The sequence below is a fragment of the Sphingomonas sp. PvP055 genome (genome assembly GCF_040546365.1).
Taxonomy (GTDB): domain Bacteria; phylum Pseudomonadota; class Alphaproteobacteria; order Sphingomonadales; family Sphingomonadaceae; genus Sphingomonas; species Sphingomonas echinoides_A.
The window spans coordinates 1,704,988-1,726,867 of sequence record NZ_JBEPNS010000001.1 but is presented as its reverse complement, the minus strand read 5'-3'; the positions used below and the strand labels follow the sequence as shown (position 1 = coordinate 1,726,867).

General features: G+C 65.5%; 20 protein-coding genes and 1 other RNA gene. 13 read left to right on the top strand and 8 right to left on the bottom strand.

The window, feature by feature from the left end:
• Positions 1-29: 29 nt before the first annotated feature.
• The 3 genes from ABIC16_RS08360 to ABIC16_RS08350 form a co-directional block, all read right to left on the bottom strand.
• Positions 30-2,801 (bottom strand): TonB-dependent receptor, encoded by a 2,772-nt coding sequence (locus ABIC16_RS08360; protein WP_354290726.1) that lies wholly within the window; start codon positions 2,799-2,801, stop codon positions 30-32.
• Positions 2,802-3,033: 232 nt separating this feature from the next.
• A complete protein-coding gene (locus tag ABIC16_RS08355; RefSeq protein WP_277971204.1) occupies positions 3,034-4,101 on the bottom strand; it encodes an acyl-CoA dehydrogenase family protein in 1,068 nt (355 codons plus the stop codon).
• A 107-nt stretch (positions 4,102-4,208) separates the two neighbouring features.
• Positions 4,209-5,426: an acyl-CoA dehydrogenase family protein gene (locus ABIC16_RS08350; protein ID WP_277971203.1), complete on the bottom strand. Its 1,218-nt coding sequence runs from the start codon at positions 5,424-5,426 to the stop codon at positions 4,209-4,211.
• Positions 5,427-5,852: 426 nt separating this feature from the next.
• On the opposite strand from ABIC16_RS08350, the gene ABIC16_RS08345 reads away from it, so the two are divergent.
• From ABIC16_RS08345 to ABIC16_RS08305, 9 genes are all read left to right on the top strand, one after another.
• The gene (locus tag ABIC16_RS08345) at positions 5,853-7,079 is read left to right on the top strand and encodes a TCR/Tet family MFS transporter (RefSeq protein ID WP_354290725.1); all 1,227 of its coding nucleotides are present in this window, start codon (positions 5,853-5,855) and stop codon (positions 7,077-7,079) included.
• A 43-nt stretch (positions 7,080-7,122) separates the two neighbouring features.
• Positions 7,123-7,815, top strand: coding sequence for a glutathione binding-like protein (locus ABIC16_RS08340; protein WP_354290724.1), 693 nt, complete (start codon positions 7,123-7,125; stop codon positions 7,813-7,815).
• Positions 7,816-8,008: 193 nt separating this feature from the next.
• The gene (locus ABIC16_RS08335; RefSeq protein WP_354290723.1) at positions 8,009-9,526 is read left to right on the top strand and encodes a class I adenylate-forming enzyme family protein; all 1,518 of its coding nucleotides are present in this window, start codon (positions 8,009-8,011) and stop codon (positions 9,524-9,526) included.
• Complete coding sequence (locus ABIC16_RS08330; protein ID WP_354290722.1) at positions 9,523-10,308, top strand: thioesterase family protein; 786 nt, start codon at positions 9,523-9,525, stop codon at positions 10,306-10,308. The genes ABIC16_RS08335 and ABIC16_RS08330 overlap by 4 nt, the downstream gene beginning before the upstream one ends.
• A 146-nt stretch (positions 10,309-10,454) precedes the next feature.
• Positions 10,455-10,955 carry an EF-hand domain-containing protein gene (locus ABIC16_RS08325; RefSeq protein WP_277970337.1) on the top strand — a complete coding sequence of 167 codons (501 nt, stop codon included), beginning with the start codon at positions 10,455-10,457 and terminating at the stop codon, positions 10,953-10,955.
• Positions 10,956-10,989: 34 nt separating this feature from the next.
• Positions 10,990-11,727: a response regulator gene (locus ABIC16_RS08320; protein WP_277970338.1), complete on the top strand. Its 738-nt coding sequence runs from the start codon at positions 10,990-10,992 to the stop codon at positions 11,725-11,727.
• Positions 11,728-11,756: 29 nt separating this feature from the next.
• Complete coding sequence (locus tag ABIC16_RS08315; RefSeq protein ID WP_354292279.1) at positions 11,757-13,061, top strand: sensor histidine kinase; 1,305 nt, start codon at positions 11,757-11,759, stop codon at positions 13,059-13,061.
• A 32-nt stretch (positions 13,062-13,093) separates the two neighbouring features.
• Positions 13,094-13,903, top strand: a complete 810-nt coding sequence (locus ABIC16_RS08310) for a hypothetical protein (protein WP_354290721.1) — start codon at positions 13,094-13,096, stop codon at positions 13,901-13,903.
• A gap of 187 nt (positions 13,904-14,090) precedes the next feature.
• Positions 14,091-15,314 (top strand): hypothetical protein, encoded by a 1,224-nt coding sequence (locus tag ABIC16_RS08305; RefSeq protein ID WP_354290720.1) that lies wholly within the window; start codon positions 14,091-14,093, stop codon positions 15,312-15,314.
• A 27-nt stretch (positions 15,315-15,341) separates the two neighbouring features.
• Here ABIC16_RS08305 and ABIC16_RS08300 read toward each other — a convergent pair whose 3' ends face one another.
• The gene (locus ABIC16_RS08300; protein WP_354290719.1) at positions 15,342-15,803 is read right to left on the bottom strand and encodes a GreA/GreB family elongation factor; all 462 of its coding nucleotides are present in this window, start codon (positions 15,801-15,803) and stop codon (positions 15,342-15,344) included.
• A gap of 113 nt (positions 15,804-15,916) precedes the next feature.
• Between ABIC16_RS08300 and ABIC16_RS08295 the strand changes: the two genes are divergently transcribed.
• From ABIC16_RS08295 to ABIC16_RS08285, 3 genes are all read left to right on the top strand, one after another.
• On the top strand, positions 15,917-17,770 hold the full coding sequence (locus ABIC16_RS08295) for an ABC-F family ATP-binding cassette domain-containing protein (RefSeq protein WP_277970342.1): 1,854 nt from the start codon (positions 15,917-15,919) through the stop codon (positions 17,768-17,770).
• Positions 17,771-17,859: 89 nt separating this feature from the next.
• Positions 17,860-18,270: a SufE family protein gene (locus ABIC16_RS08290; RefSeq protein ID WP_354290718.1), complete on the top strand. Its 411-nt coding sequence runs from the start codon at positions 17,860-17,862 to the stop codon at positions 18,268-18,270.
• Positions 18,271-18,368: 98 nt separating this feature from the next.
• Positions 18,369-19,118, top strand: a complete 750-nt coding sequence (locus ABIC16_RS08285) for an SIMPL domain-containing protein (RefSeq protein WP_354290717.1) — start codon at positions 18,369-18,371, stop codon at positions 19,116-19,118.
• Between the two features lie 17 nt (positions 19,119-19,135).
• Here ABIC16_RS08285 and ABIC16_RS08280 read toward each other — a convergent pair whose 3' ends face one another.
• Complete coding sequence (locus tag ABIC16_RS08280; protein ID WP_354290716.1) at positions 19,136-19,924, bottom strand: hypothetical protein; 789 nt, start codon at positions 19,922-19,924, stop codon at positions 19,136-19,138.
• 241 nt (positions 19,925-20,165) lie between these two features.
• On the opposite strand from ABIC16_RS08280, the gene ABIC16_RS08275 reads away from it, so the two are divergent.
• The gene (locus ABIC16_RS08275) at positions 20,166-20,486 is read left to right on the top strand and encodes a DMT family transporter (RefSeq protein WP_277970347.1); all 321 of its coding nucleotides are present in this window, start codon (positions 20,166-20,168) and stop codon (positions 20,484-20,486) included.
• A 37-nt stretch (positions 20,487-20,523) separates the two neighbouring features.
• Here ABIC16_RS08275 and ABIC16_RS08270 read toward each other — a convergent pair whose 3' ends face one another.
• The 3 genes from ABIC16_RS08270 to rnpB form a co-directional block, all read right to left on the bottom strand.
• On the bottom strand, positions 20,524-20,856 hold the full coding sequence (locus ABIC16_RS08270) for a thioredoxin domain-containing protein (RefSeq protein WP_354290715.1): 333 nt from the start codon (positions 20,854-20,856) through the stop codon (positions 20,524-20,526).
• Positions 20,853-21,398, bottom strand: coding sequence for a J domain-containing protein (locus ABIC16_RS08265; RefSeq protein ID WP_277970349.1), 546 nt, complete (start codon positions 21,396-21,398; stop codon positions 20,853-20,855). The genes ABIC16_RS08270 and ABIC16_RS08265 overlap by 4 nt, the downstream gene beginning before the upstream one ends.
• Positions 21,399-21,483: 85 nt before the next feature.
• Positions 21,484-21,877, bottom strand: an RNA gene (gene rnpB / locus ABIC16_RS08260) — RNase P RNA component class A.
• Positions 21,878-21,880 lie beyond the last annotated feature (3 nt).

Here is a 21,880-nt window from a genome sequence, read left to right as displayed (position 1 = left end):
GTCTCCCGCCGGAATGTCGCGTTACGCGATCAGAACTTGCCGCGCAGCGTCACGCCATAGGTCCGCGGTTCGGCGAGGAACTGCGAGAAGAGCTGCCGACCGCCAGGATAGCGCGGATCGACATAGGGTGCGCTCGTCGTACCCTGCTGGAACGGCGAGTTGAACGCGACCTGGGCGTAATTCTTGTTGAAGATGTTCTGCCCCCAGAACTCGACCGCCCAGCGCTCCTCACGACCACGCAGACCGACGCGGGCGTTGAACAAGGCAAAGCTGTCCTGCCCCTTCTGCGGGAATAGATCCGAGCCCGTGTTATAATTGTCGCTCAGACGGCTATCGATGTAGAATAGCGCCGACAGACCACTGTCGCCGAGCTTAGGAGTCCAAGCGACCGAACTCGTCACGACGATCTTGGGTGCGTTCGAGAGCTGTCTACCGGGCAGTACGCGGAGCGCGGGATCGAGCGGCGCACCGTTGCTGTTGCCGACCACGTCGTTGCGATATTTGGTCGATTGATAGGTCCCGCCCAGATTGACGCGAAGATCGCGCATCGGGACGAGCGAAGCCTCCAGTTCGATACCCTGCGACAGCACGCCATAGCTGGTATCGCCGCTCGCGCACCGCCCGGTCGTTGCGCTGAGATCCCGGTCCCCGCCGTTCAGGCTGGTGGTGCAGCCATTGACGTTCTGGACCAAGAAGACCGTGCCGTTGAAGGTGTTTAACTGGAAGTTGCTGAATTCCTGCCGGAACGCCGCCGCCGACAGCGTGAACGGCCCAGTCCCGTATTTCGCGCCGACTTCGTAGGAGGTCACCGTCTCCGGGTCGAACTGGAGGTTGCCGACCAGCGCCTGCGCACCGCCGACCGATGCGAAGGTGGTCGTGGGAGCACCGTTGAAGACCTGGATCGGGTTCTTGAGCGCGGAACGATCAAGGTTGAACCCGCCCGCCTTATACCCACGCGAATAGCTGCCGTAGAGCAGCATATGGTCGAACGGACGCCACGACAGGATGCCGGTGCCGCTGAAGCGATCCTCGCTGCGCTTGCTGTTGATCGACACGCCGTTGAGTTCAGCGGTCGAATTGCCCTGGCACGACAGGCCAATGATGCCGCCAGCTACCGCCGCCAAGCCGGCGTTGGTGAGGAACGGCGTCAGCGCGGCCTGGTTGGCGACGCAGGCGGTGTTGTCGTTGCCGAAGGTGGCCGCGAACTTCTTGGTTTCGTTGGTATAGCGTACGCCCAGCGTGACATCGAGGCGGTCGGTCAGATGAATGATGTTGTGCGTGAAGATTGCGTAGTTCCGGCTGTTCTGAGTGTAACGATCGAGCGTGGAGCCCTTGTCGTTAATCCCGTCGAGCCGGTCGAACGCAGCATAGACCAACGGCGATGCCGCCCCGAACGCCGCCGGACGCGCACCAAGGCACGCAGGCGATGTTGGCGAATAGAGCGCCGCAAGCCCGCCGCCCGACACGATCCGGCACGTTGCAAACCGGCCATATTGGCTGCCGAACCGTAGATTGTCGGTGACGGTCAGGTCTTCGTTCGCGAAATATCCGCCGACGAGCCAGTCGAGCTTGTTGTCGAACAGATTGCCCTGCAACCGCAATTCCTGAGTGAAGGTCTTGAACTGCCGCAACGAATTGCCGTCCGCCGCGCGGTACAGGATGTCGACCGTGCTATAGTCGGTGTCCGATCCCTGGTCGCTCTTATACTCGCGGTACGCGGTGATCGAGGTCAGGTTGACGCCGCCGAGCGTCCAATCGATCTGGCCCGAAATCCCCTTGTCAGTGGTGATCCCGCCGAAGCTGCGGCCCCGGCTGACGCTCACATCGCGGCTGTAGCCGGCGTTGTTGATCCGCGCCAACGGCTGGCCGAGATCGCGTAACACGTTGACGATGTTGTTGCCCGTACCCTGCAACGGCGACAGCGGCGTCGACGGATTGTTGAGATTGCCGACGAATGAATTGACCGAGTTGTCGACATAGGTCGCGGCGCAGCATTTCTCGTCGCGATGCGTGTAGTCGGCGATCAGCCGGAGTGAGAAGTCCGCGCTCGGTTGATACAGGATCTGGCCACGCACGAAGTAGCGGTCGCGGTTGTTGATGTCGGTGTTGTTGGTGGTGTCGCGGTAGAAGCCGTCGCGCTTGACGTAGACCGCATCAACCCGCGCTGCGATCGTCTGCGTCAGGGGGACGTTCACGGCGCCGGCGAGGCGATAAAAATCGTAATTACCGTAGGTTGCCTCGGCATTGCCGCCAAAGGTGAAGCTTGGTTTCTTCGAGAAAACGTTGATGACGCCCGCCGAAGCGTTGCGGCCTCCAAGCGTTCCCTGAGGCCCGCGCAGCACCTCGACCCGGTCGATTTCTCCGAGTTCGTTGAGGCCTATGCCTGCGCGGGAGCGGTACACACCGTCGATGAAGACCGCGACGGAACTTTCGAGGCCGGGGTTATCGCCAACCGTACCGATACCGCGAATCCGCGGCGAACCATTCGCTTCCGAACCGGTCGAGGAGACCAGGAGCGAGGGTGCGAGCTGGCTCAACTGGCGGATGTCGTTGGCGCCCGAATTGGCGAGCGAGGCGGCGGAAACCGCCGAAACCGCGACCGGAACGTTGGCGAGCAACTGTGCACGGCCTTGAGCGGTCACGATAATATCCTGACCGGTGTCGTCCTGACTGTCGCTGCTCTGCGGGCTGGGCGTTGGTGCTGTTGCAGGTGGCGGCGCCTGCTGGGCCATCGCCGGACTGGTCGTCCCGATCGCCAGAGCCGAAAGCGCGCACGCCACCAAATACCGCGTATTGGGCATCTTGATCTCTCCCCGGATCGGAACGCTGATCGGTTCCGTACCCTATCCTCGAATGCCCCCTCATCTTAGCGCCGTCAAGCACCAGAAAACGCCTTGGCACGAGACAATTTCCGATTGTGGCATAAATGACATAGGAAATATGCGTCCGAACTGGCCAGAACGCTCCTTCTAAACGTCGTTTTAACGTCGTTTCGCCGCCAGATGACGCACGTTCGCCGCCGATCGTGCCGGATTAATAGCCGTTTAGGCGCGCAAATCGCTCGCGGTGGTAGGCGCCGTTGCCCCACATCGCTTCCAGCACGCGCGCGCGCTTGATGTAGAAGCCGGCATCGTAATCGTCGGTCATGCCGATCCCGCCATGCAGCTGGATCATCTCGCGGCTCATCAGGTTGAGCGTGTCACTCGCGATCGCCTTGGCGAGGCTGACCGACTGGTCGAGATCGGAACGCCCTGCATCGATCGCCTCCAGTGCCCCCTCGACCGCCGAACGCATCAGCTCGAGTTCGGTGAACAGCTTCGCCATACGGTGCTGGAGCGCTTGGAAGGTCGAGAGCTGTTGCCCGAACTGGACGCGGGTCTTGAGATAATCGTTGGTCGTATGGAACGCCTGCTCCGCCATCCCAAGCATTTCGGCGCAGAGCACCGCCGTCGCGCGATCGATGACCTTTGCGGTCAGCGTTGCATCGCCGAGTCGCACCGCGGGAACGGCGTCGAAGCGGACTTCGGCATGGCTTCGCGAATCCGCCATGGAACGCGCGTGCCGCGTAACCCCGGTATCGCCCGCGACGAGATACAGACCGTCGGTTGCCGCGACGACGAACAGCGTCGCGCTGTCACCCTCCGCCACGAACGCCTTGGTTCCACTGAGCTTTCCGTCGACTACCGTAGTTGCAATACGCGCCGGATCGTGGACCGGCCCCTCGTCCACCGCGAGCGCCGCGACGACCGCGCCACTGGCGATCTGCGGGAGCCATTCCGTCCGCGCAGCCTCCCACTCCCCCAGCACGATCGCACTCGCCGCTGCCGCGCTTGCCGCCAAAGGCGAGGCCGCAAGATTGCGACCGAGCTGCTCCAGCACCAGCCCGAGCGACAGATAGCCAAAGCCCGTGCCGCCGAACGCCTCGGGAATGACGATCCCGGCAAGCCCCATTTCACCCAGCGTCGACCAGGTGGCAGGATCGTATCCTTCGGCGGGGGCGGCTTCGCGCATCTTGCGGAACGCGGCGACGGGCGATTCATTGTCCGCCCACTCGCGCACCATGTCGCGCAGCATCGTCTGTTCGTCGTTGAGTACGGCCATGTCGCTATCCCTCGCTAAAGGTTGGAAGAAAGCGGGGGAGAATGGCTTCAGCCATCCTTCACCCCGCCCCTCTCCGGCGCGCCGCGGCTGCGGCCGCCTATCCGATGTTACTGGTGGTCGAGCATCCCGAGGATGCGCTTGGAAATCACGTTGTTCTGGATCTCGGTCGAGCCGCCGTAGATCGACACGGCCTTGCCCCACAGCCAGGTCCGGGTCTGCGCGAGCTCTTCGTCGGTAAAGCCGTCGCCTTCCCAGCCGAGACCGGCCATCCCCATGATCTCGATCGACAATTCGGCGCGATCCTGCGTGATCCGGGCACCGACGTTCTTCATGATCGAGGTCGCCGCGGACGGCCCCTGGTTCGATTTCGCTTCGAGCGCCGCGCGGCGCAGCGTCAGCGCGAAGGCGCGCGCGTCCATTTCGTGGCGGACGATCCGCATCCGCAGATCGCTGTCGTTGACGCGGCCCTCCGCGTCGGTCCCGCGATAATCCTTGGCGAGCGCGTTGACCGGCTTGCCCGCGAACAGCCGCGAGGCGGACCCGCCGCCCGACAGGCTCGAGCGTTCATGCTGGAGCAGTCGCGTGCCGATTTCCCAGCCCTGCCCCTCGCGTCCGACCAGATTGCCCTTGGGCACCTTCACGTCGGTGAAGAAGGTCTCGCAAAAGGGGGACTGGCCCGAGATCATCCGGATCGGCTTCACGTCGACGCCCTCGGCGGTCATGTCGAGCAGCAGGAAGCTGATCCCGCCGTGCTTCTGGCTCTTGTCAGTGCGGACGAGCGCGAAGCATTTGTCCGCCCACTGCCCGCCGCTGGTCCAGGTCTTCTGGCCGTTGACGAGGTAATGATCGCCCTTGTCCTCGGCATAGGTCTGGACGTTGGCGAGATCGGACCCGGCGTTGGGCTCGCTATAGCCCTGGCACCAGCGCACTTCGCCCTTGGCGATCGCGGGGATATGCTCGCGCTTCTGCTCCTCGGTGCCATATTCTAGCAGCGTCGGGCCGAACATCATCACGCCCATCCCGCCGATCGGGTTCCAGGCGCCGATCCGCGCCATTTCCTCGTTCAGGACGCGGATCTGCGCCTTGTCGAGGCCACCACCACCGTAGGCCGCGGGCCAGCCGGGGACGCCCCAGCCTTTCTCGCCCATCGCCTTTTGCCACGCGACTTCATCGGCGGAGGGATCGCTCGGCCCCTCGAGCGCGGACATCGCATTGTCCTTGCCCTTGAGCGCAGCCGGAAAATTCTCGGCGAGCCAGGTGCGCGCCTCTTCGCGAAAGGCGTCGAGCGCGGTCGCTGGAGTATCGAGTTCGGGCGCGGTTGCCATGAAACCTGTCCTTGGTTCGTAAAACTGAAGATCGGGTATGGCGGGGCGATGCCATAATTCGGGCAAGATGGGAAGCACAAAGACGGCGCATCACGGCCGTTCTCCTGCGAAAGCAAGACTTCTGCGAAGGTTGGTTTGCGGAACCGTCCTTTGCTGTTTTCCCGCGAAGGCGGGAACCCAGGGCCAAGCAGAACAACAGCTTACAGCTCTTGCAACTCCTGGGCTCCCGCCTTCGCGGGAGAACAGCTATGATTTGCAGAGGTCTCGCAAAAGTCGGAGTCCAGGGCCGCAGCGGGCGGCGCCTGTAACCCTAGTCTCCTGCCAACGCAGAGCATCGGTCGTCAGGCACCGTTCCGGTAGAGCTACGAAAAGAGTCGCGCGTTATAAAACGCAACGTAAACTCGCGATCCCGGGGGGGACCGTCCAATGCCATCCAATACGCGTGCCATGCCGATCGTGCTCGCCGCGGTGCTGATCGATACGATCGGCTTCGGGATCGTCATGCCGGTGTTCCCGACGCTGCTGCGACAGCTCGGCCATATCGATCTGGAAGCGGCGACGCGCGTTGCGGGCTATATGCTCGTCGCCTTCGCGCTCGCGCAATTCGTCGCGGGGCCGGTACTCGGCAACCTCAGCGATCGCTTCGGGCGGCGCCCGGTGCTGATCGCGTCGATGCTCGCCTTCGGGGTAGATTATGCGCTGATGGCGATTGCGCCGACGCTGGCGTGGCTGTTCCTCGGCCGGACCGTCGCGGGGATTGCGGGCGCGGTCTATGGTCCCGCGAGCTCGGTGATCGCGGATGTCACCCCGCCCGAACGCCGGAGCGCCGCCTTCGGCTATATCAGCGCGGCGTTCGGGATCGGCTTCGTGATCGGCCCCGCGATCGGCGGACTGCTCGCGGGCATGGGGCCGCGCGCGCCGTTCATCGCGGCAGCGGTGCTCGCGCTCGGCAACGCGGCGGTGATGGCGGTCGCCATGCCCGAGACGCTGGCGCGCGACCATCGCCGCGCGTTCTACTGGCGCGACGCGCATATCGTCGGCGCCTTCAAACCCTTGTTCGCGGTGCGCATCGCGGTCCCGTTGCTCGCGGCCTGCTTCGTCTATCAGCTCTCGCACATGGTCTATCCGGCGACCTGGGCGTTCTGGGCGACGATCCGTTTCGACTGGAGCCCGAGCGCAATCGGATGGAGCCTCGCGTACATCGGGCTGATCATGGCGCTGGTGCAAGGCCTCGTCATCGGCCCGGTGATCGCGCGGATCGGCGATCGGCGGGCGCTGGTGATCGGGCTGGCGGCGGATGCGGCGGGCTTTCTCGCGTTCGCCTTCGTCACTGCCGGGTGGCAGGCCTATGCGCTCATGCCGATCGCGGCGCTGTCCGGGTTCGTCGGGCCTGCGGTCAACGGGCTGCTGTCGCGGATGGTCGGGCCGGAACGGCAGGGCGCGTTGCAGGGCGGGCTGGGCAGCCTCGGCAGTATCGCCTCGATCCTCAGTCCGTTGCTGATGACGCAGGCGCTCGCCGCTGGAGTCGACCACGGCTTCGTCGGTGCGGCGTTCCTGCTCGCCGCCGGTCTCGCGCTTGCGGCGCTCGTCATCGTGGTGTGGAAAGTGCTGGACCGTGTCGCCTCTGCGCCGGACGCGATTGCGCAGGCGTAACGGTCTCCCCATCTTCCGCCCGACACAACAGGAGCCTGCGCGCATGATCGACCTGCATTACTGGCCAACGCCGAATGGCCACAAGATCACGCTGTTCCTCGAGGAAGCCGGGGTCGCGTATCGGATCGTGCCGGTCAACATCGGGACGGGCGAACAATTCCAGCCGGACTTCCTCAAGATCGCGCCCAACAACCGGATGCCCGCGATCGTCGATCACGATCCGGCCGATGGCGGCGAGCCGATCGCGATCTTCGAATCCGGCGCGATCCTGCTGTACCTCGCCGACAAATACGCGAAGTTCATTCCCACTGATGTGCGTGGGCGGACCGAGACGGTCCAGTGGCTGATGTGGCAGATGGGCGGGCTTGGGCCGATGCTTGGACAGAACCATCATTTCAGCGGCTATGCGCCCGAGAAGATTCCGTATGCGATCGACCGGTACGTCAAGGAAACCAATCGGTTGTACGGCGTGCTCGACCGGCGGCTGGAGGGACGCGACTTCATCACCGGCAGTTATTCGATCGCCGACATGGCGGCGTATCCGTGGATCGTGCCATATGCGCGGCAGGGCCAGACGCTCGAGGATTTCCCCAATGTGAAACGCTGGTTCGAGGCGATCGCCGCGCGGCCCGCGACCGTCACGGCCTACGCCAAGGGGGCCGCGGTCAGCGAGCAGAAACCGATGACCGAAGAAGCGAAGAAGATCCTGTTCGGGCAGACTGCGGCGGCGCGTTAGTCACCCCCCGTTCGCCCTGAGCGAAGTCGAAGGGCCGGCGCGGCGCTTCGGCTTCGACTTCGCTCAGCTCGAACGGCGGTGGGGAGTTCGACCCGTATCGGGTGCCCGAACTTGCCGTTCGAACGCCCCGTATGGCGTTCTACCCTCATCTGCCCTAGCAGACTCGAATGTCCGGATTCCGAAACGAGGCTTCATGACCGCCGCCGCCCTCCTCGCCAGCGACTTCGCCACCCTGCCCGACCTGATCCGCGCGCACGCGCAGGAACGCGGCGACAAGGTCGTACTCGCCGAGGCGGGTGGCGAGATCGATTATGCCGCGCTCGACGCGTTGATGGACCGCATCGCCGCCGCGCTCCAGCGCGACGGCGTCCGGCAGGGCGATGCGGTCGCGATCGTCGGGGCGGCGAGTATCGATTATGCCGCGGTCTTCCTCGGCGCGCTTCGCGCCGGGTGCGTCGCCACCCCGATCGCCCCCTCCGCCACACCCGAGGCGATCGTCGCGATGATCGCGGATTGCGCCGCGCCGATCACCTTCATCGATGCGGACGCCGCCGCGGCGATGGGGGGAGAGCGCATCCCCGGCAAGCTCGTCCACCTGAAGTCGCTCGGCCACTGGATCGCGCCCGACGGTGCCCGCCCGCAGCCGGTGACGATCGCGCCGGAAGACCCGTTCAACATCATCTATTCCTCGGGCACCACCGGCACGCCCAAGGGGATCGTCCAGAGCCATGCGATGCGCTGGGCGCATATCAGCCGCAACGAAGCCGCCGGGTTCGCGCACGCGGTGACAATCATCGCGACCCCGCTGTACTCGAACACCACGCTGGTCAGCTTCCTGCCGACGCTCGGCTGGGGCGGGACGGTCGTGCTGATGAAGAAGTTCGACGCGCGCGGCTTTTGCCAGCTCGCCGAACGCCACCGCGCGACGCACACGATGCTCGTCCCCGTCCAGTGCAGCCGGATCATGGCGCTCGCCGATTTCGACCGGTTCGACCTGTCGCGTTTTGCGTTCAAGACCTGCACCAGCGCGCCCTTCCCCGCCGCGCTCAAGGCCGATGTCGTCGCGCGCTGGCCGGGACTGCTGGTCGAATATTACGGGATGACCGAGGGCGGCGGCACGTGCCTGCTCGTCGCGAACGCGCATCCGGACAAGCTCCACACGGTGGGTCGCCCGGTCGAGGGGCATGACATCCGCCTGATCGACGACGACGGTCGCGAAGTCGCGCAGGGCGAGATCGGCGAAGTCGTCGGCCGATCGCCCGCGATGATGACCGCCTATCACGGGCGCGCCGAAGCAACATCGGCGGCCGAATGGTTCGATGCGGCGGGCAACCGCTTCATTCGCCACGGGGACGTCGGGCGGTTCGACGCGGACGGGTTCCTGACGCTGCTCGACCGCAAGAAGGACCTGATCATCTCGGGCGGGTTCAACGTCTATCCGACCGACCTCGAGGCGGTATTGTCGCAACATCCCGCGGTCGCGGATTGCAGCGTGATCGGCGTTCCGTCCGAGGCCTGGGGCGAGACGCCGGTCGGTTTCTACGTGCCGCATACCGGGGTGGACGCGCCGATCGCGGACATCCTCGACTGGACCAACGCGCGGCTCGGCAAGACGCAGCGCCTGTCCGCGCTCCACGCGATCGACGAACTTCCGCGCAGCGCGATCGGCAAGGTTCTCAAGCGCGAGCTGCGCGACCGGTTGTCGGCATGACGCCGATCGCCGACATTCTCGCCGCCGCAACCCCGGTCGATAGCGGGTTTCGCGCGACGGTGCCGTCCGACTGGCTGCAAGGCCGAACGGCCTATGGCGGCCTGTCGAGCGCGCTTGCGCTGCACGCGGCGCAAGGCGTCGAGCCCGATCTGCCGCCGCTGCGCTCCGCGCAAGTGGCGTTCATCGGGCCGCTGGCGGGCGAGATCACGGTGACCGCGACCAAGCTGCGGCGCGGGCGGACCGCTGCGTTCATTCAGGCCGACATCCACTCGGAGGCGGGTCTAGGCTATCGCGCGACGTTCGTGTTCATGGACGGGCATCCGTCGCGCGTCGATCTGCAAGGGGGTTTGCGCAAGCCGCTGCCGCCCCCGGCGGCGGACGCCACGCTCTACACCGGCCCGGACGAGTTCTTCACCGGTAACTTCAACTTCCTCGATCTCAAGCAGGACGGTGACCGCTGCCTAGGCGCGGCGGAGTGGTTGCGCTGGGCGCGGCTGCGCGACCACAGCGGGATCGACCCGATGGTCGAGCTGATGGCGATCGGCGATGCGCTGCCCCCCGCCGCGTTCAAGCTGTTCGGCAAGGATTTCGTGCCGCTCAGTTCGCTCACCTGGATCGTCAACCTGCTTACCCCGACCCCGCGCACGACCGACGGCTGGTGGCTGCTGTCGGCGCGATCGGAGCATGCGGTCGCGGGCGGATCGAGCCAGACGATGATGGTGTGGAACGCGGACGGCGAGCCTGTCGCGCAGGCCATGCAAAGCGTCGCGATCTTCGGCTGAGGCGCCCGATCCGGCGGCATTTCGCGACATTTTGATACAGTTTCGCGGATTGCCGACATAAACCGGCGACGGCTACGCTCCAAAAGCGCAAGCATCGGCACGCGGGCGTACGGCCTCTGGACCCGCCCCCCGGGAAGGAACTGGTAATGCACAAGCATCTGTTCGTGGCGAGCGCGATGATCCTGGCGGTGCCCTTCGGCGTCAGCGCGCAACAGCCGTCCGCGACGCCGCAGCCACGTGGCGGCGATCGGATGGCGGGCCGGATGACGGGCCCGATGGCGGGTATGGCGCGCGCGGATGCCAATATGGACGGCAAGATCTCCCGCGCCGAGGCGGACGCGCAGGCAAGCCAGCGGTTCGACCGGCTCGATCTCAACCATGACGGATTTCTCACCCCCGATGAAATGGCCGGCCCCGGCGCGCGGATGATGACGCGCGCGGATGCGGATCATGACGGCAAACTGTCCCGCTCCGAATATCTGGTCCAGGCGGGCAATCGCTTCGACCGTATCGACGCCGATCGCGATGGGCAGATCAGCGCCGCCGAGATGAAGAGCTGGGCCGACGCCGCCCGCGCCCGACAGGCCAGCGGGCGCGGCGACGCAGCGGACGCCTCCACGACGCCGTCGCCCCCGCCCGCGCAATAGCGGCGCCGCCATCCCTCTTCTCGAGCACGACAGCATGCCGAACCCCGATCCTCCGCGCGACTCACCGCACCTGCTCCTCGTCGACGACGAGCGCTCGATCCGCGAGCCGCTCGCCCAATATCTGACTCGGCAGGGTTTTCGCGTGACTCAGGCGGGCGATGCCGAGGCCGCGCGCGCGCGGATGAACGCCTATGCGATCGATCTCGTCATCCTCGACATCATGATGCCGGGCGAGGACGGGCTGAGCCTCACCCGCCATATCCGCGAGACCGGCGAGATCCCGGTGATCCTACTGACCGCCCGCACCGAGGAAACCGACCGGATCGTCGGGCTCGAAATGGGCGCGGACGATTATGTCGTGAAACCCTTCTCGCCGCGCGAACTCGCCGCGCGGGTCAAGGTGATCCTGCGGCGCGCGGCGGCCGGGGGCGTGCGACACCATGCGCCGGAAACGGGGTCTTTCGCCTTCGCCGGCTGGGTCCTCAAATCGGGGGAGCGCACGCTGGTCGACCGCGACGGCGTGTCGGTTCCGCTGTCGACCGGCGAGTATAATCTGCTCCACGCGCTGGTCACGCGCCCGCGTCAGGTGCTGACGCGCGACCAGTTGCTCGACCTGACGCAAGGGCGCGAGGCCGCCGCGTTCGACCGCGCGATCGACAATCAGGTCAGCCGTCTGCGTCGCAAGATCGAAACCGACCCCAAAACGCCTGACCTGATCAAGACGGTATGGGGCGGCGGCTACACGCTCGCGGCCGAAGTGACCCGACTGTGAAGCTGCTGCCCCGCAGCCTCGGCAGCCAGATGGCGCTGCTGATCGCGGTCGCTTTGTTCTTCGCCCAGGCGATCAATTTCACGCTGTTCCTGCACGACCGTCGCCAGGCGCGGATCGAGCAGGCGACCGGCCCCGCGGTCGCGCGGATCGTCGATGCGGAAGAGCGGCTGACGGCAGGCCGACGGCTCGGCACGCAGAACCGCCGGTTGCGGCTGGTGGCGACGTCCCCGATCCGGATCGACGACACGCGACGGCCGGAAATCGAACAGGCGCTGCGCGGCGCGCTCCACGATGTCGGGATGAAGGCGGGTCGGATCGAGACGCAGGTCATTCCGCTCACGCGCGACAATCCCCGCTTGCGCTTCATCCGGCCGGAGCGTGCCGAACGGATGCTGCGCGACGGGGGAGAATTGGTCATCGCGGTCGAGCGTCCGGATCATCGCTGGCTCGCGCTCAACCTGCCATGGTCGCGGAACGACAGCTGGTTGCTGTGGCGGCTCGTCGCGCAAACGCTGGTCCTCTACGCGGTCGTCCTGATCCCGTTGTTGTGGGCCGGGCGCCGCATTTCGCGCCCGCTGCAAAGCCTGGCCCACGCCGCGCGCAGCTTCGTGCCGGGCGAGGTCGACATTCCGGTGGCGGAAGGTGGACCGCAGGACGTGCGCGACACGATCATCGCGTTCAACGCGCTGCGGTTGCGCGTCACCGCGATGCTCGACGAAAAGGACCGGATGCTCGGCGCGATCGGGCACGACCTGCGTACGCCGTTGGCGGCGTTGCGGGTGCGGATCGAGTCGGTCGAAGATGACACCGACCGCGAAAAGATGGCCGAGACGATCGCCGAGATGAACAGCACGCTCGACGATATCCTGTCGCTCGCGCGGCTCGGTCGCCCGAGCGAACCACCGACCGAAGTCGATCTTGCCGCGCTGGTCGATGCGGTGGTCGAGGATTTCCGCGATCTCGGCAGCGACGTGGTGTTCGAGGAAGCCGAACGGCTACGGATGCGGCTTCGTCCCGGATTGATGCGCCGCGCGGTGCGCAACCTGATCGAGAATGCGCTCAAATACGCGGGGTCCGCCGAGGTGATGGTGAAGGCGTCGCCCCGCGCCGTCGAAATCGTGGTGTGCGACCGTGGCCCGGGCATTCCCGCCGAGCGGTTCGAAGACGTGTTCGACGCGTTCACCCGGCTGGAAACATCGCGCAATCGCGGAACCGGCGGGATCGGGCTGGGGCTCGCGCTGGCGCGCTCGATCGTGCGCGACGCGGGCGGCGATATCTCGCTCGAGAACCGTGCGGGCGGTGGACTGGTGGCGCGGATCACGTTGCCGCGGTAAAGAGCGTGCGGCCCCGCGCTGAGGAATAGGACATGCCCGACGAAACGCCAGGAGAGGGCAAGGAGATCGCCCGTCGTGCGCGCACCGTCGCCGCCGGGTTTGCCGATGTCGGTCTGACTCAGGCCGAGGAATTGTTGCGGCGGCTATCGCCCGAAGGCCGCGCCCAGGCCCGGCGGGAGAAGCAAGCGCGTCGACGCCGCGAACAGCGCGTCCTCATGCTGCTCGGACTTGCGGTCTCGGCGTGTCTGCTGGTGTGGGTGGGCTTGGGCGCGTTCCTCCCCGCGATGGCGGCGAACGTCATCGCACTTGCGGTGATGATCGTGCTCGTCCTGATGATCGCCAAGCGTACCAAGCCCGGCCCGCAGGGACGCCAGGCGCTGACCGCCGCCGCCCTGCCCGACCTCACCACCGAGATGACGATATGGCTCGCGGCGCAACGGCGCGGCTTGCCTCCCCCTGCCGCGACGCTGACCGATACGCTGGCGCAGCGGCTTGCCGACCTCGCGCCGCAGACCGTGCGGCTCGACCCGCGGAGCCCGGCCGCCGATTCGGTTCGCAAACTGATCGCGACCGAGCTGCCGGATCTGATCGATCACTGGCGCGCCGTCCCGCTGTCGCGCCGGACGATTGCACAGTCGGACGGACGGACGCCGAACGCGCAGTTGACCGATGGCTTGCGGCTCATCGATGCCGAAATCACCCGGATGACCGACCACCTCACGCACGGTGCGCTCGATGCGGTCGCGGTGCAGGGCCGGTATCTGGAAATGAAATACGGCGGCATAGATACGAGCTTCGGTCCGAGCGATCGACACCAGGAACAAGATCCGCATCGGGGGTGATTTGCGGAAGATGATTTCGATCTGAAATCAATATCGGCACTTGTCCCGAAAGCGTACCTCAAACAGAATCCGCCCCATAATGAAGTCGGCGACTTGCCCCTGGCAAGAGCGCGGCGCATCCTCCTGCCATCCGGACATTGCTGTCGTGTGACGCGTACCCAGTAGCACCCTTTCAGGAGCATCGGGCATGTCTGCATTCTCGGCCAAGCGGTACCGTTTCACCGCGACGGCGGCGATCTTCGCGACGACGATTGTCGGGCTTTCACTCAGCGGGACTGACACGGGCGCCAAGGCGCAGCTCGTCCCGCCCGTCGTGCCGGACGTGGCGTCTTGGCAGCAATTCGTCCTGGCGGTTTCGCCCTCGGGGACCGTCGGCAAGGTCACCTACGAAACCTTCGCTTCGGACCAGGACATCTATGTGTCCAACCCCTGCCCGAGCCCGAAGCCCTCATCGGCCTCGGTGTGCAATTCGCCGACCTGGCCCAGCGCTACGAACGCGACCAAGACGCTGCAGCGAAGCTTGCTTGGACGGACCAACGCCCATCCCGCGACGGGAGAACCGAGCAGGTTCAAGATCGAAGTGATCGGCCCGAAGCAAGGCTGTGGAAAGCCCTCCGGGATCGACCAGGCCGCCAAGGGCTCGAAGTTCCCCAAGGACGGCTGCATCGGTGAGGAAGTTCGGCGCGATCGTCCAAGCTTCGACTATCTCGTCACCAATGGCTTATGGTCGACGGCCGGCCTGGTGCAATATTATGCGACCAATCAGCCGGTATCCCTTCCATGGAACACGCTGGAAGTGAAGGCGGACTGGATCCCGGTCAAAACGCTTGCAACATGGCTGGGCCAGTCCGAGTCTTTCGTCACGACCAATTTCTACACATCCTCGGTAAAGCTCGAAACCGGTGAAACCAAGCCTTTCGCCATGACGAGCATGCATTTGATGGTGAAGTCGCCCGGTTTCCCGAACTGGGTGTGGGCCAACTTCGAGAACGCGTTCGTGCCGGGGCGGTGCGACGTGACCGGTTGCACCGACAGCTACGGCGCAACGAAAACGTATGTGCCGCCGAACCCGACCGCCTGGGGTCAGTACGGCGCATGCCCGAAGACCGCAGCCGTTTCGGCGATGATGACCAATGCGAGCGTGGCGCCTGTGTTCGCCAATTATTGCATGACCGGATCGCAAACCGCGTTCACTGCAAACAGCCTTCCGACTCTCCTCGGCAGCCCGGTGATCGAGACGCTCAACGCCAACGTCGCCCTGACGAAATCGTCATGCATATCGTGCCACGCGGGCGCATCGTTCAACGCCAGTGGCAAACCCGGACGCGTCAACACAACGATCGGTCCCAACGCCCCGGCTTCCGGCTACATTGGTTACGACCTGATGTGGGGGGTCCTGGGCGCGCAATGAGCGCGTCCGGGTCGCCCGACCCGGCGCTCAACCGATATCAGCGACGCTCAGGACTTCGATTGCGTCGGGGCGTCCGGCGAAGGCGACCGTCTCGCCGACTTCGGCGTCCATCAGTGCGCGGGCGAGTGGCGCCTGATAGCCGATCCGCCCTTCCGTCGGGTCCGCCTCGTCCCCGCCGACGATCTCTACCACGCGTTGCTCGCCGCCCATCGTGAAGGTCACGCGGCTGCCGATCCCGATCTCCCCCGCCGCGGGGGCCACGACCACTTCGGCGGTGGTCTGCCGCGTATGCCAATAGCGTTGCTCGCGCAGCAAGGCGGGACGGTCCTCGTCGGAGGCTTGCTCCAGCGCCGCTTCCAGACGCGCGACCTCCGCGTCGATCAGCGCCAGTCCGCGCGCCGTGACGAGATTCGGCCCTGGCGCGATCGGTCGTTCGAACTTGGGTTCGAGATGTTCCTCGTCGCTTTCACGGCGAAACGCTACGCTCATCGGGTCGTCCTCATGGCTGTATCATCCGGCCAACGACCGGGAATGTCCAGCAACGCACCGACGGCAAGATCAGCCCCTTGGGTGCGACGCAACATTCTGCTACGCGATCGCGCATGCTGAACATCAACGGTATCACGGTGCGCCTCGGCGGGCGCGCCATTCTCGACGGCGCGAGCGCGGCCTTGCCGCCGAAGAGTCGCGTCGGGCTGATCGGACGCAACGGCGCGGGCAAGTCCACGCTGATGAAGGTCATGATCGGCCAGCTCGAACCCGACCTCGGCGAGATCGAGATGCCGCGCGGCACCCGCATCGGCTATATCGCGCAGGAAGCCCCCTCGGGCACCACCACGCCGATCGAGCAGGTGCTCGCCGCCGATACCGAACGCGCCGAGCTGCTGGTCGAGGCCGAGACGAGCCAGGACCCCAACCGCGTCGGCGAAATCCACGAACGCCTGATCGCGATCGACGCCTATACCGCCCCGGCTCGCGCCGCGCGGATTCTCGTCGGCCTCGGCTTCGACGAGGAAATGCAGGGCCGTCCGCTCGACAGCTATTCGGGCGGCTGGAAGATGCGCGTCGCGCTGGCTTCGCTGCTCTTCTCCGAACCCGATCTGCTGCTGCTCGACGAGCCTTCGAACCATCTCGATCTCGAAGCGACACTGTGGCTCGAGAATTTCCTCAAGAGCTATCCCGCGATGATGGTCGTCATCAGCCACGAGCGCGATCTGCTCAACAACGTGGTCGACACGATCCTCCATCTCGAGGGCGGCAAGGTCCACCTCTACACCGGCGGCTACGATAGCTTCGAGCGTCAGCGTGCCGAACGCGTCGCCCAGCTCGCCGCCGCCAAGGCCGCGCAGGATACGCAGCGGGCGAAGCTCAGCGAATATATCGCCAAGAACAGCGCGCGCGCCTCGACCGCGAAACAGGCGCAGAGCCGCCAGAAGATGCTCGCCAAGATGCAGCCGATCGCGTCGATGGCGGAGGATCCGACGCTGTCGTTCGAATTCCCGAGCCCCGAGGAATTGCGCCCGCCGCTGATCACGCTCGACATGGCGGCGGTTGGTTACGCGGAGAAGCCGATCCTTCAGCGGCTCAACCTGCGGCTTGACCCGGATGACCGCGTCGCGCTGCTCGGCCGCAACGGCAACGGCAAGACCACCCTCGCCCGCCTGCTCGCCGCGCAATTGCCGACGATGGACGGCGAAATGAACGCCAGCGGCAAGATGCGCGTCGGCTATTTCACCCAGTATCAGGTCGAGGAACTCGACGGCGACGACACCCCGCTCGAACATATGACGCGGATGATGTCGGGCAAGACGCCCGGCGCGGTCCGCGCGCAGCTCGGGCGGTTCGGTTTCTCGGGGGTCAAGGCGACGCAGAAGGTCGGCAAGCTCTCCGGCGGCGAGCGCGCGCGTCTGGCGCTGGCGCTGATCACGCGCGACGCGCCGCACATGCTGATCCTCGACGAGCCGACGAACCATCTCGACGTCGATGCGCGCGAGGCGCTCGTGCAGGCGCTCAACGCCTATGACGGCGCGGTCATCCTCGTCAGCCACGATCGCCACATGGTTGAGCTCACCGCCGACCGGCTGGTGCTGGTCGATGGTGGCACCGCCAAGGAATATGCGGGGAGCATGGAGGATTATATCGCCTTCGTGCTCGCGGGCGACGGTGGCGGTGAAGGCGCCAAGTCCAAGGCGGTCAAGAAGGACGACAAGCCGCAGGTCTCGGCCGCAGCGGTCGCGCTTCAGAAGAAGGCGCACGAAGCGGAGGCGCTGGTCGCCAAGCTGACCAAGCAGCTCAACGCGGTCGACCGTGCGATCGCCGACCCTTCGGCGGCGGAAGCGTGGTTGTCGCGGATGAACGCGGCGGAACTGCAAAAGCAGCACGCGCAGATCAGCAAGAAGCTCGGCGCGGCGGAAGCGGTCTGGTTCGAGGTGAGTGAGTCGCTGGAAACGGCCTGAGAGCGCGCCGGGGGGGCGGGGCGCGAGGCTGACCACAGCACGTCAACTCGTGCGTGACGAACCCCGCCCGCCCCGCCTATAGCGCCCCCATGCAGACGCTCGCCGACATCGAATCCGAATACAGCTTCCTCGAGGCGGACGACCGGTACCGCCTTCTGATCGACCTCGGTCGCGACCTCGAACCGATGCCCGATCCGCTCAAGACCGACGCGACGCTCGTGCGCGGGTGCTCGGCATCGGTGTGGGTCTATCCGATGGTGCGCGACGACGGCACGCTGCACTTCCTCGCCGACAGCAATGCCGCAATCACCAAGGGGATCATTGCTTTGGTGCTGCTCGCGGTGCAGGACCAGCAACCCGCGACGATCCTCGCCACCGACGTGCCAAAGGAACTTGCGCCGTTCGACCTGAGCAAGCAGCTCAGTTCCAACCGCACGCAGGGCATTCCCAACATGATCGCGCTGATCCGCGAAACCGCCGCGCGCTACGTCGCGAGCTGACAGGACAGCGCAAGGACTCGATACCGCAAGACAATGCTCGGGAAGCGGAATAGGCTTTCGCTCTACTCGCCTCGACTTGGAGACATAGGATGCGCCCGATGATCGTCTTGCTGCTTGCAATGGTCGGCGCTCCGGCGGTCGCCCAACAGGTCAAGGATCGGGAACCGTCGATCCAGGTCGTGGGAACGGCGACCGTATCGACCAAGCCGGACATCGCGACCCTGGTCTATTGGATCACCGGCGAGGGCAAGACGCCCGACGCGGCGAGCACCGAGCTTGCGACCAAGCAGAAGGCGATCGTGGCCGGGCTGACGGGATTGCTCGGACGGGAAACCCAATTGTCCTCCGGTGAGATCAGCGTGATCGAAACCCGCACGCCCGAGTGCGACGGACCCGGCAATTACAACAACCGCCCGCGCCTGAGCGACGGGGCGTGCGCGGTCACCGGCTATATCGCCAGCCTGCGCGGCGAGGCCCTGACGTCGGCGGTCGGCAAGGCGGGGACCGCGGCGGGACTGGCGGCACGGCTCGGTGCACGCGATTCGCGGGTGCAGTCGTTCGGGCTTGCCGATCCCGCCGATGCGCAACGGCGCGCCACGGCGGCCGCAATCGCCAACGCGCGCGTCAAGGCGGAGAGCCTGGCCAGCGGAGCGGGGGTCCGATTGGGAGCGCTGCTGTCGCTGAACGACCAGAACGCGGCGAACGACATGATGGTGACGGGCGCTTCGCAACGTGCCGATTACGGCATGATGCCGGCAGCGCCGCGCGTTTCGGTCGAGATCGCCGTCTCGCCACGGGCGATCGAGACGACGGGACGGGTCTATGCGCAGTTTGCGATCGCGCGCTAGAGGGAGCGTCGATCGGATCAGGCCGCGACACGCTCCGCGATCGTCGGACGGACATGACGCGCCGAGAGACCGAACTGGTCTTCGACCACCGGGTCGAGCCAGGATTCGATAAAGTCCACATCCGCGTCGGACAGCGCCTCGTAGCGCTGTGGCGTATAGGGCGCATGGCCCTGCCCCTTGTAGCTCGAGACGGATTCGAAGATCGGCGCGCGTTCGAGCCCGGTCGCGGAGGACAGCGAGTCGATGAACCGCTGGGGCGAGCGGACGAAAGAATCGTAGGCGACCAGCGCGACGTTATGCGCGCGTGCCGGGAGCGCCGCCCAGTGCCGCAGTTTGGCGGTCCGCTTGGCGATGCAGTTGCGGAACCGTTCGCCCGTCTCCGGATCGCGTTCGTGCAGCATTTCGGTGCCGAGCAACGGGTGCCCGGGCTCGATATGGTGCACGTGCTCGTCCCAGCAACTATACCATTCGCTGCGCAGGAACGTCGGGAACGGTTGCGCCTTCAGCTCGGGATGCGCGTGCCATGGCTGGCGGTGCAGGCTGCGCGCCCAGTCGAATGCGTCCCGCGCGACGACGATCGTCAGGCTCTCCTCGGGAAACACGGTCTGGTGGGGCACGAACCAGTGCTTGTGTCCAAGCGCGTCGGTCACGGGCGCGGCGGGGCAATTGGTCGCAATCGTCTGCGCGACCACGTTGGTCCCGCTGCAGCGCTGCCCGAAAATCTGGATTTGCGTGATCGGCAGCTTGCCGCGCAGCATTACGCGCAGACCACCGTCGAGGCACTGCCAATCTTTCGGTATCGTCATGGGCCCCTGCGACTTGCGGAAACACGCATCCGCTCCGTGACGGTTGCGCTATGCCCGCTACACCCTTGCGGGATATTCGCCAACCCGGCCGTTGGCGCCCGACGCCGCGGACAAGTATCCTTTCGCAGGTGCGGTAGACAATAGGACCCAGACCTCGTATCGGACCCCGCTTCGCGCGTGCCTCTTTCGGGTTTCCGGCAGCCGCTTTTGTTGACGAGCCCGTAGTAAAAGGAGATCCACCATGGCGTGGCTCATCCTCGGCGTTGCCGTGGTAACTGAAATCATCTGGGCGCTTAGCCTGAAATGGGCGGCGACGCAGGGCAGCTGGCTGGCGTCGAGCGTTCCGATCACGCTCAGTTTCGTCAACATGGGGCTGCTCGCGCTCGCTATGCGCGGGCTTCCGGCAGGAACGGCCTATGCCGTCTGGACCGGGCTCGGTGCGGTTGGCGTGACGATTTTCGGCGTGATCCTGTTCGGCGAGAAGCTCAACGGGATCCAGATGGGGTTCATCGCGCTGATCATCGTCGGCGTCGTGGGGACCAAGTTCTTCGCGACGAGCTGATCCGGCGGGGGGCGGCATGGAAGGCGATCCGCCTGACCTATGCCCGGCCCTCCGACCCTGCCGATGGGGTCGTTCGCCTTAAACCAAGGTCACGGACCACGTCGGCGATCGGCGCACCATTCGTTACCAGTGCCCAGTCGCCCGGTGCCTTGCCGGTCACCACCGTCACGGCGTTGCGCGGACAGATCCCGAGGCACTTCACTTCGATGATGCCAAGCTCACCCTTGCGGCCCTTCCGAACCGCCAGTTCCTGTCGCAACGCCTTCGCCAAAGGGGTCTTTCCCTTGGGACCAAAGCCACCGTCGAGCTTCTTCGAGCATTTCTTGCAGACCAGCACGGTGTCGGTCCACGCCGCGTGGACCGTCTTCAAGCGCCCGGCTTCCATGTCCGTTGGTCTTCGGCGGCCTTGAGCACGTCATAAGCGGCCTGAATCGCCATGAAGCGCGCGGCGGCCTCCTTGTCCCCCGGACGAACGTCCGGGTGGTTCGCCTTGGCCATCCGCCGCCAGGCGACGCGGACCGTCTCGAAATCAGCGTCGATCTCGAGGTCGAGGACTTCGAGCGCGCGAATCTCGTCGCGCGATCGGCTGCCGTCGCCTGGCCCTGCCCATTGGTGGTGGCGCGATTCGGTGTAGCCTTCGGCGGTCTGCGTTTCGGCGCGCTCGCGTTCGGCGGCTTCCTCGGCGCTCAGGCCTTCGAAATAATTCCAGCCACGATTGTATTCGCCGGCATGCTCCTGGCAAAAATACCAGCGTTCCGGGCTGTTGGGCGATTTGGGTGCGGGGCAATCGCCTTTTTGCGTGCAACCGTGGCGGTCGCACAAGCGGATCGTCGCGGCTTCGGTGCTGGCTTCGCCATAAGCGCGCCAGCGGGGGAAGCCCCAGTCGGCTGATCGGGAGGAGGTACGCGCCATAGCCCGCCATTTAGGCATCAATGGACCGCAACGCCATGACGCTTTTGTGAAAAGCATCGTCAATTAAAGCGATCAGTGCAGGAAATGCGCCAGAGGGTCTATAAGCCGGGTTCTGTCCTCCCCGCCGCATATGGCAAGGTTAGGCGACCATTCCTCTAGGACGACGCTTGCGCGCCGCCTCAAGCAATCAACCCGGGCGACGAGCTGAAACGAAGCCCATGTGCCGCCCCTATTCGATCTTGCTCCCGGTGGGGTTTGCCATGCCGCCCCTGTTACCAGGCGCGCGGTGCGCTCTTGCCGCACCCTTTCACCCTTGCCTGTTCCCCGTCCGATTTGCATCGGGGGGGACATCGGCGGTCTGCTCTCTGTGGCACTTTCCCTAGGGTCACCCCCGCCGGGCGTTACCCGGCACCGTCGTTTCGCGGAGCCCGGACTTTCCTCGCGTACTCGAAAGTACCCGCGGCCGCCCGACCCTCTGGCCC

What these genes read in the sequence shown, in the direction of transcription:
- ABIC16_RS08360 (WP_354290726.1), bottom strand. Translation starts at nt 2,801, where the DNA reads ATGCCCAATACGCGGTATTTGGTGGCGTGCGCGCTTTCGGCTCTGGCG.
- ABIC16_RS08355 (WP_277971204.1), bottom strand. Translation starts at nt 4,101, where the DNA reads ATGGCCGTACTCAACGACGAACAGACGATGCTGCGCGACATGGTGCGC.
- ABIC16_RS08350 (WP_277971203.1), bottom strand. Translation starts at nt 5,426, where the DNA reads ATGGCAACCGCGCCCGAACTCGATACTCCAGCGACCGCGCTCGACGCC.
- ABIC16_RS08345 (WP_354290725.1), top strand. Translation starts at nt 5,853, where the DNA reads ATGCCATCCAATACGCGTGCCATGCCGATCGTGCTCGCCGCGGTGCTG.
- ABIC16_RS08340 (WP_354290724.1), top strand. Translation starts at nt 7,123, where the DNA reads ATGATCGACCTGCATTACTGGCCAACGCCGAATGGCCACAAGATCACG.
- ABIC16_RS08335 (WP_354290723.1), top strand. Translation starts at nt 8,009, where the DNA reads ATGACCGCCGCCGCCCTCCTCGCCAGCGACTTCGCCACCCTGCCCGAC.
- ABIC16_RS08330 (WP_354290722.1), top strand. Translation starts at nt 9,523, where the DNA reads ATGACGCCGATCGCCGACATTCTCGCCGCCGCAACCCCGGTCGATAGC.
- ABIC16_RS08325 (WP_277970337.1), top strand. Translation starts at nt 10,455, where the DNA reads ATGCACAAGCATCTGTTCGTGGCGAGCGCGATGATCCTGGCGGTGCCC.
- ABIC16_RS08320 (WP_277970338.1), top strand. Translation starts at nt 10,990, where the DNA reads ATGCCGAACCCCGATCCTCCGCGCGACTCACCGCACCTGCTCCTCGTC.
- ABIC16_RS08315 (WP_354292279.1), top strand. Translation starts at nt 11,757, where the DNA reads ATGGCGCTGCTGATCGCGGTCGCTTTGTTCTTCGCCCAGGCGATCAAT.
- ABIC16_RS08310 (WP_354290721.1), top strand. Translation starts at nt 13,094, where the DNA reads ATGCCCGACGAAACGCCAGGAGAGGGCAAGGAGATCGCCCGTCGTGCG.
- ABIC16_RS08305 (WP_354290720.1), top strand. Translation starts at nt 14,091, where the DNA reads ATGTCTGCATTCTCGGCCAAGCGGTACCGTTTCACCGCGACGGCGGCG.
- ABIC16_RS08300 (WP_354290719.1), bottom strand. Translation starts at nt 15,803, where the DNA reads ATGAGCGTAGCGTTTCGCCGTGAAAGCGACGAGGAACATCTCGAACCC.
- ABIC16_RS08295 (WP_277970342.1), top strand. Translation starts at nt 15,917, where the DNA reads ATGCTGAACATCAACGGTATCACGGTGCGCCTCGGCGGGCGCGCCATT.
- ABIC16_RS08290 (WP_354290718.1), top strand. Translation starts at nt 17,860, where the DNA reads ATGCAGACGCTCGCCGACATCGAATCCGAATACAGCTTCCTCGAGGCG.
- ABIC16_RS08285 (WP_354290717.1), top strand. Translation starts at nt 18,369, where the DNA reads ATGATCGTCTTGCTGCTTGCAATGGTCGGCGCTCCGGCGGTCGCCCAA.
- ABIC16_RS08280 (WP_354290716.1), bottom strand. Translation starts at nt 19,924, where the DNA reads ATGACGATACCGAAAGATTGGCAGTGCCTCGACGGTGGTCTGCGCGTA.
- ABIC16_RS08275 (WP_277970347.1), top strand. Translation starts at nt 20,166, where the DNA reads ATGGCGTGGCTCATCCTCGGCGTTGCCGTGGTAACTGAAATCATCTGG.
- ABIC16_RS08265 (WP_277970349.1), bottom strand. Translation starts at nt 21,398, where the DNA reads ATGGCGCGTACCTCCTCCCGATCAGCCGACTGGGGCTTCCCCCGCTGG.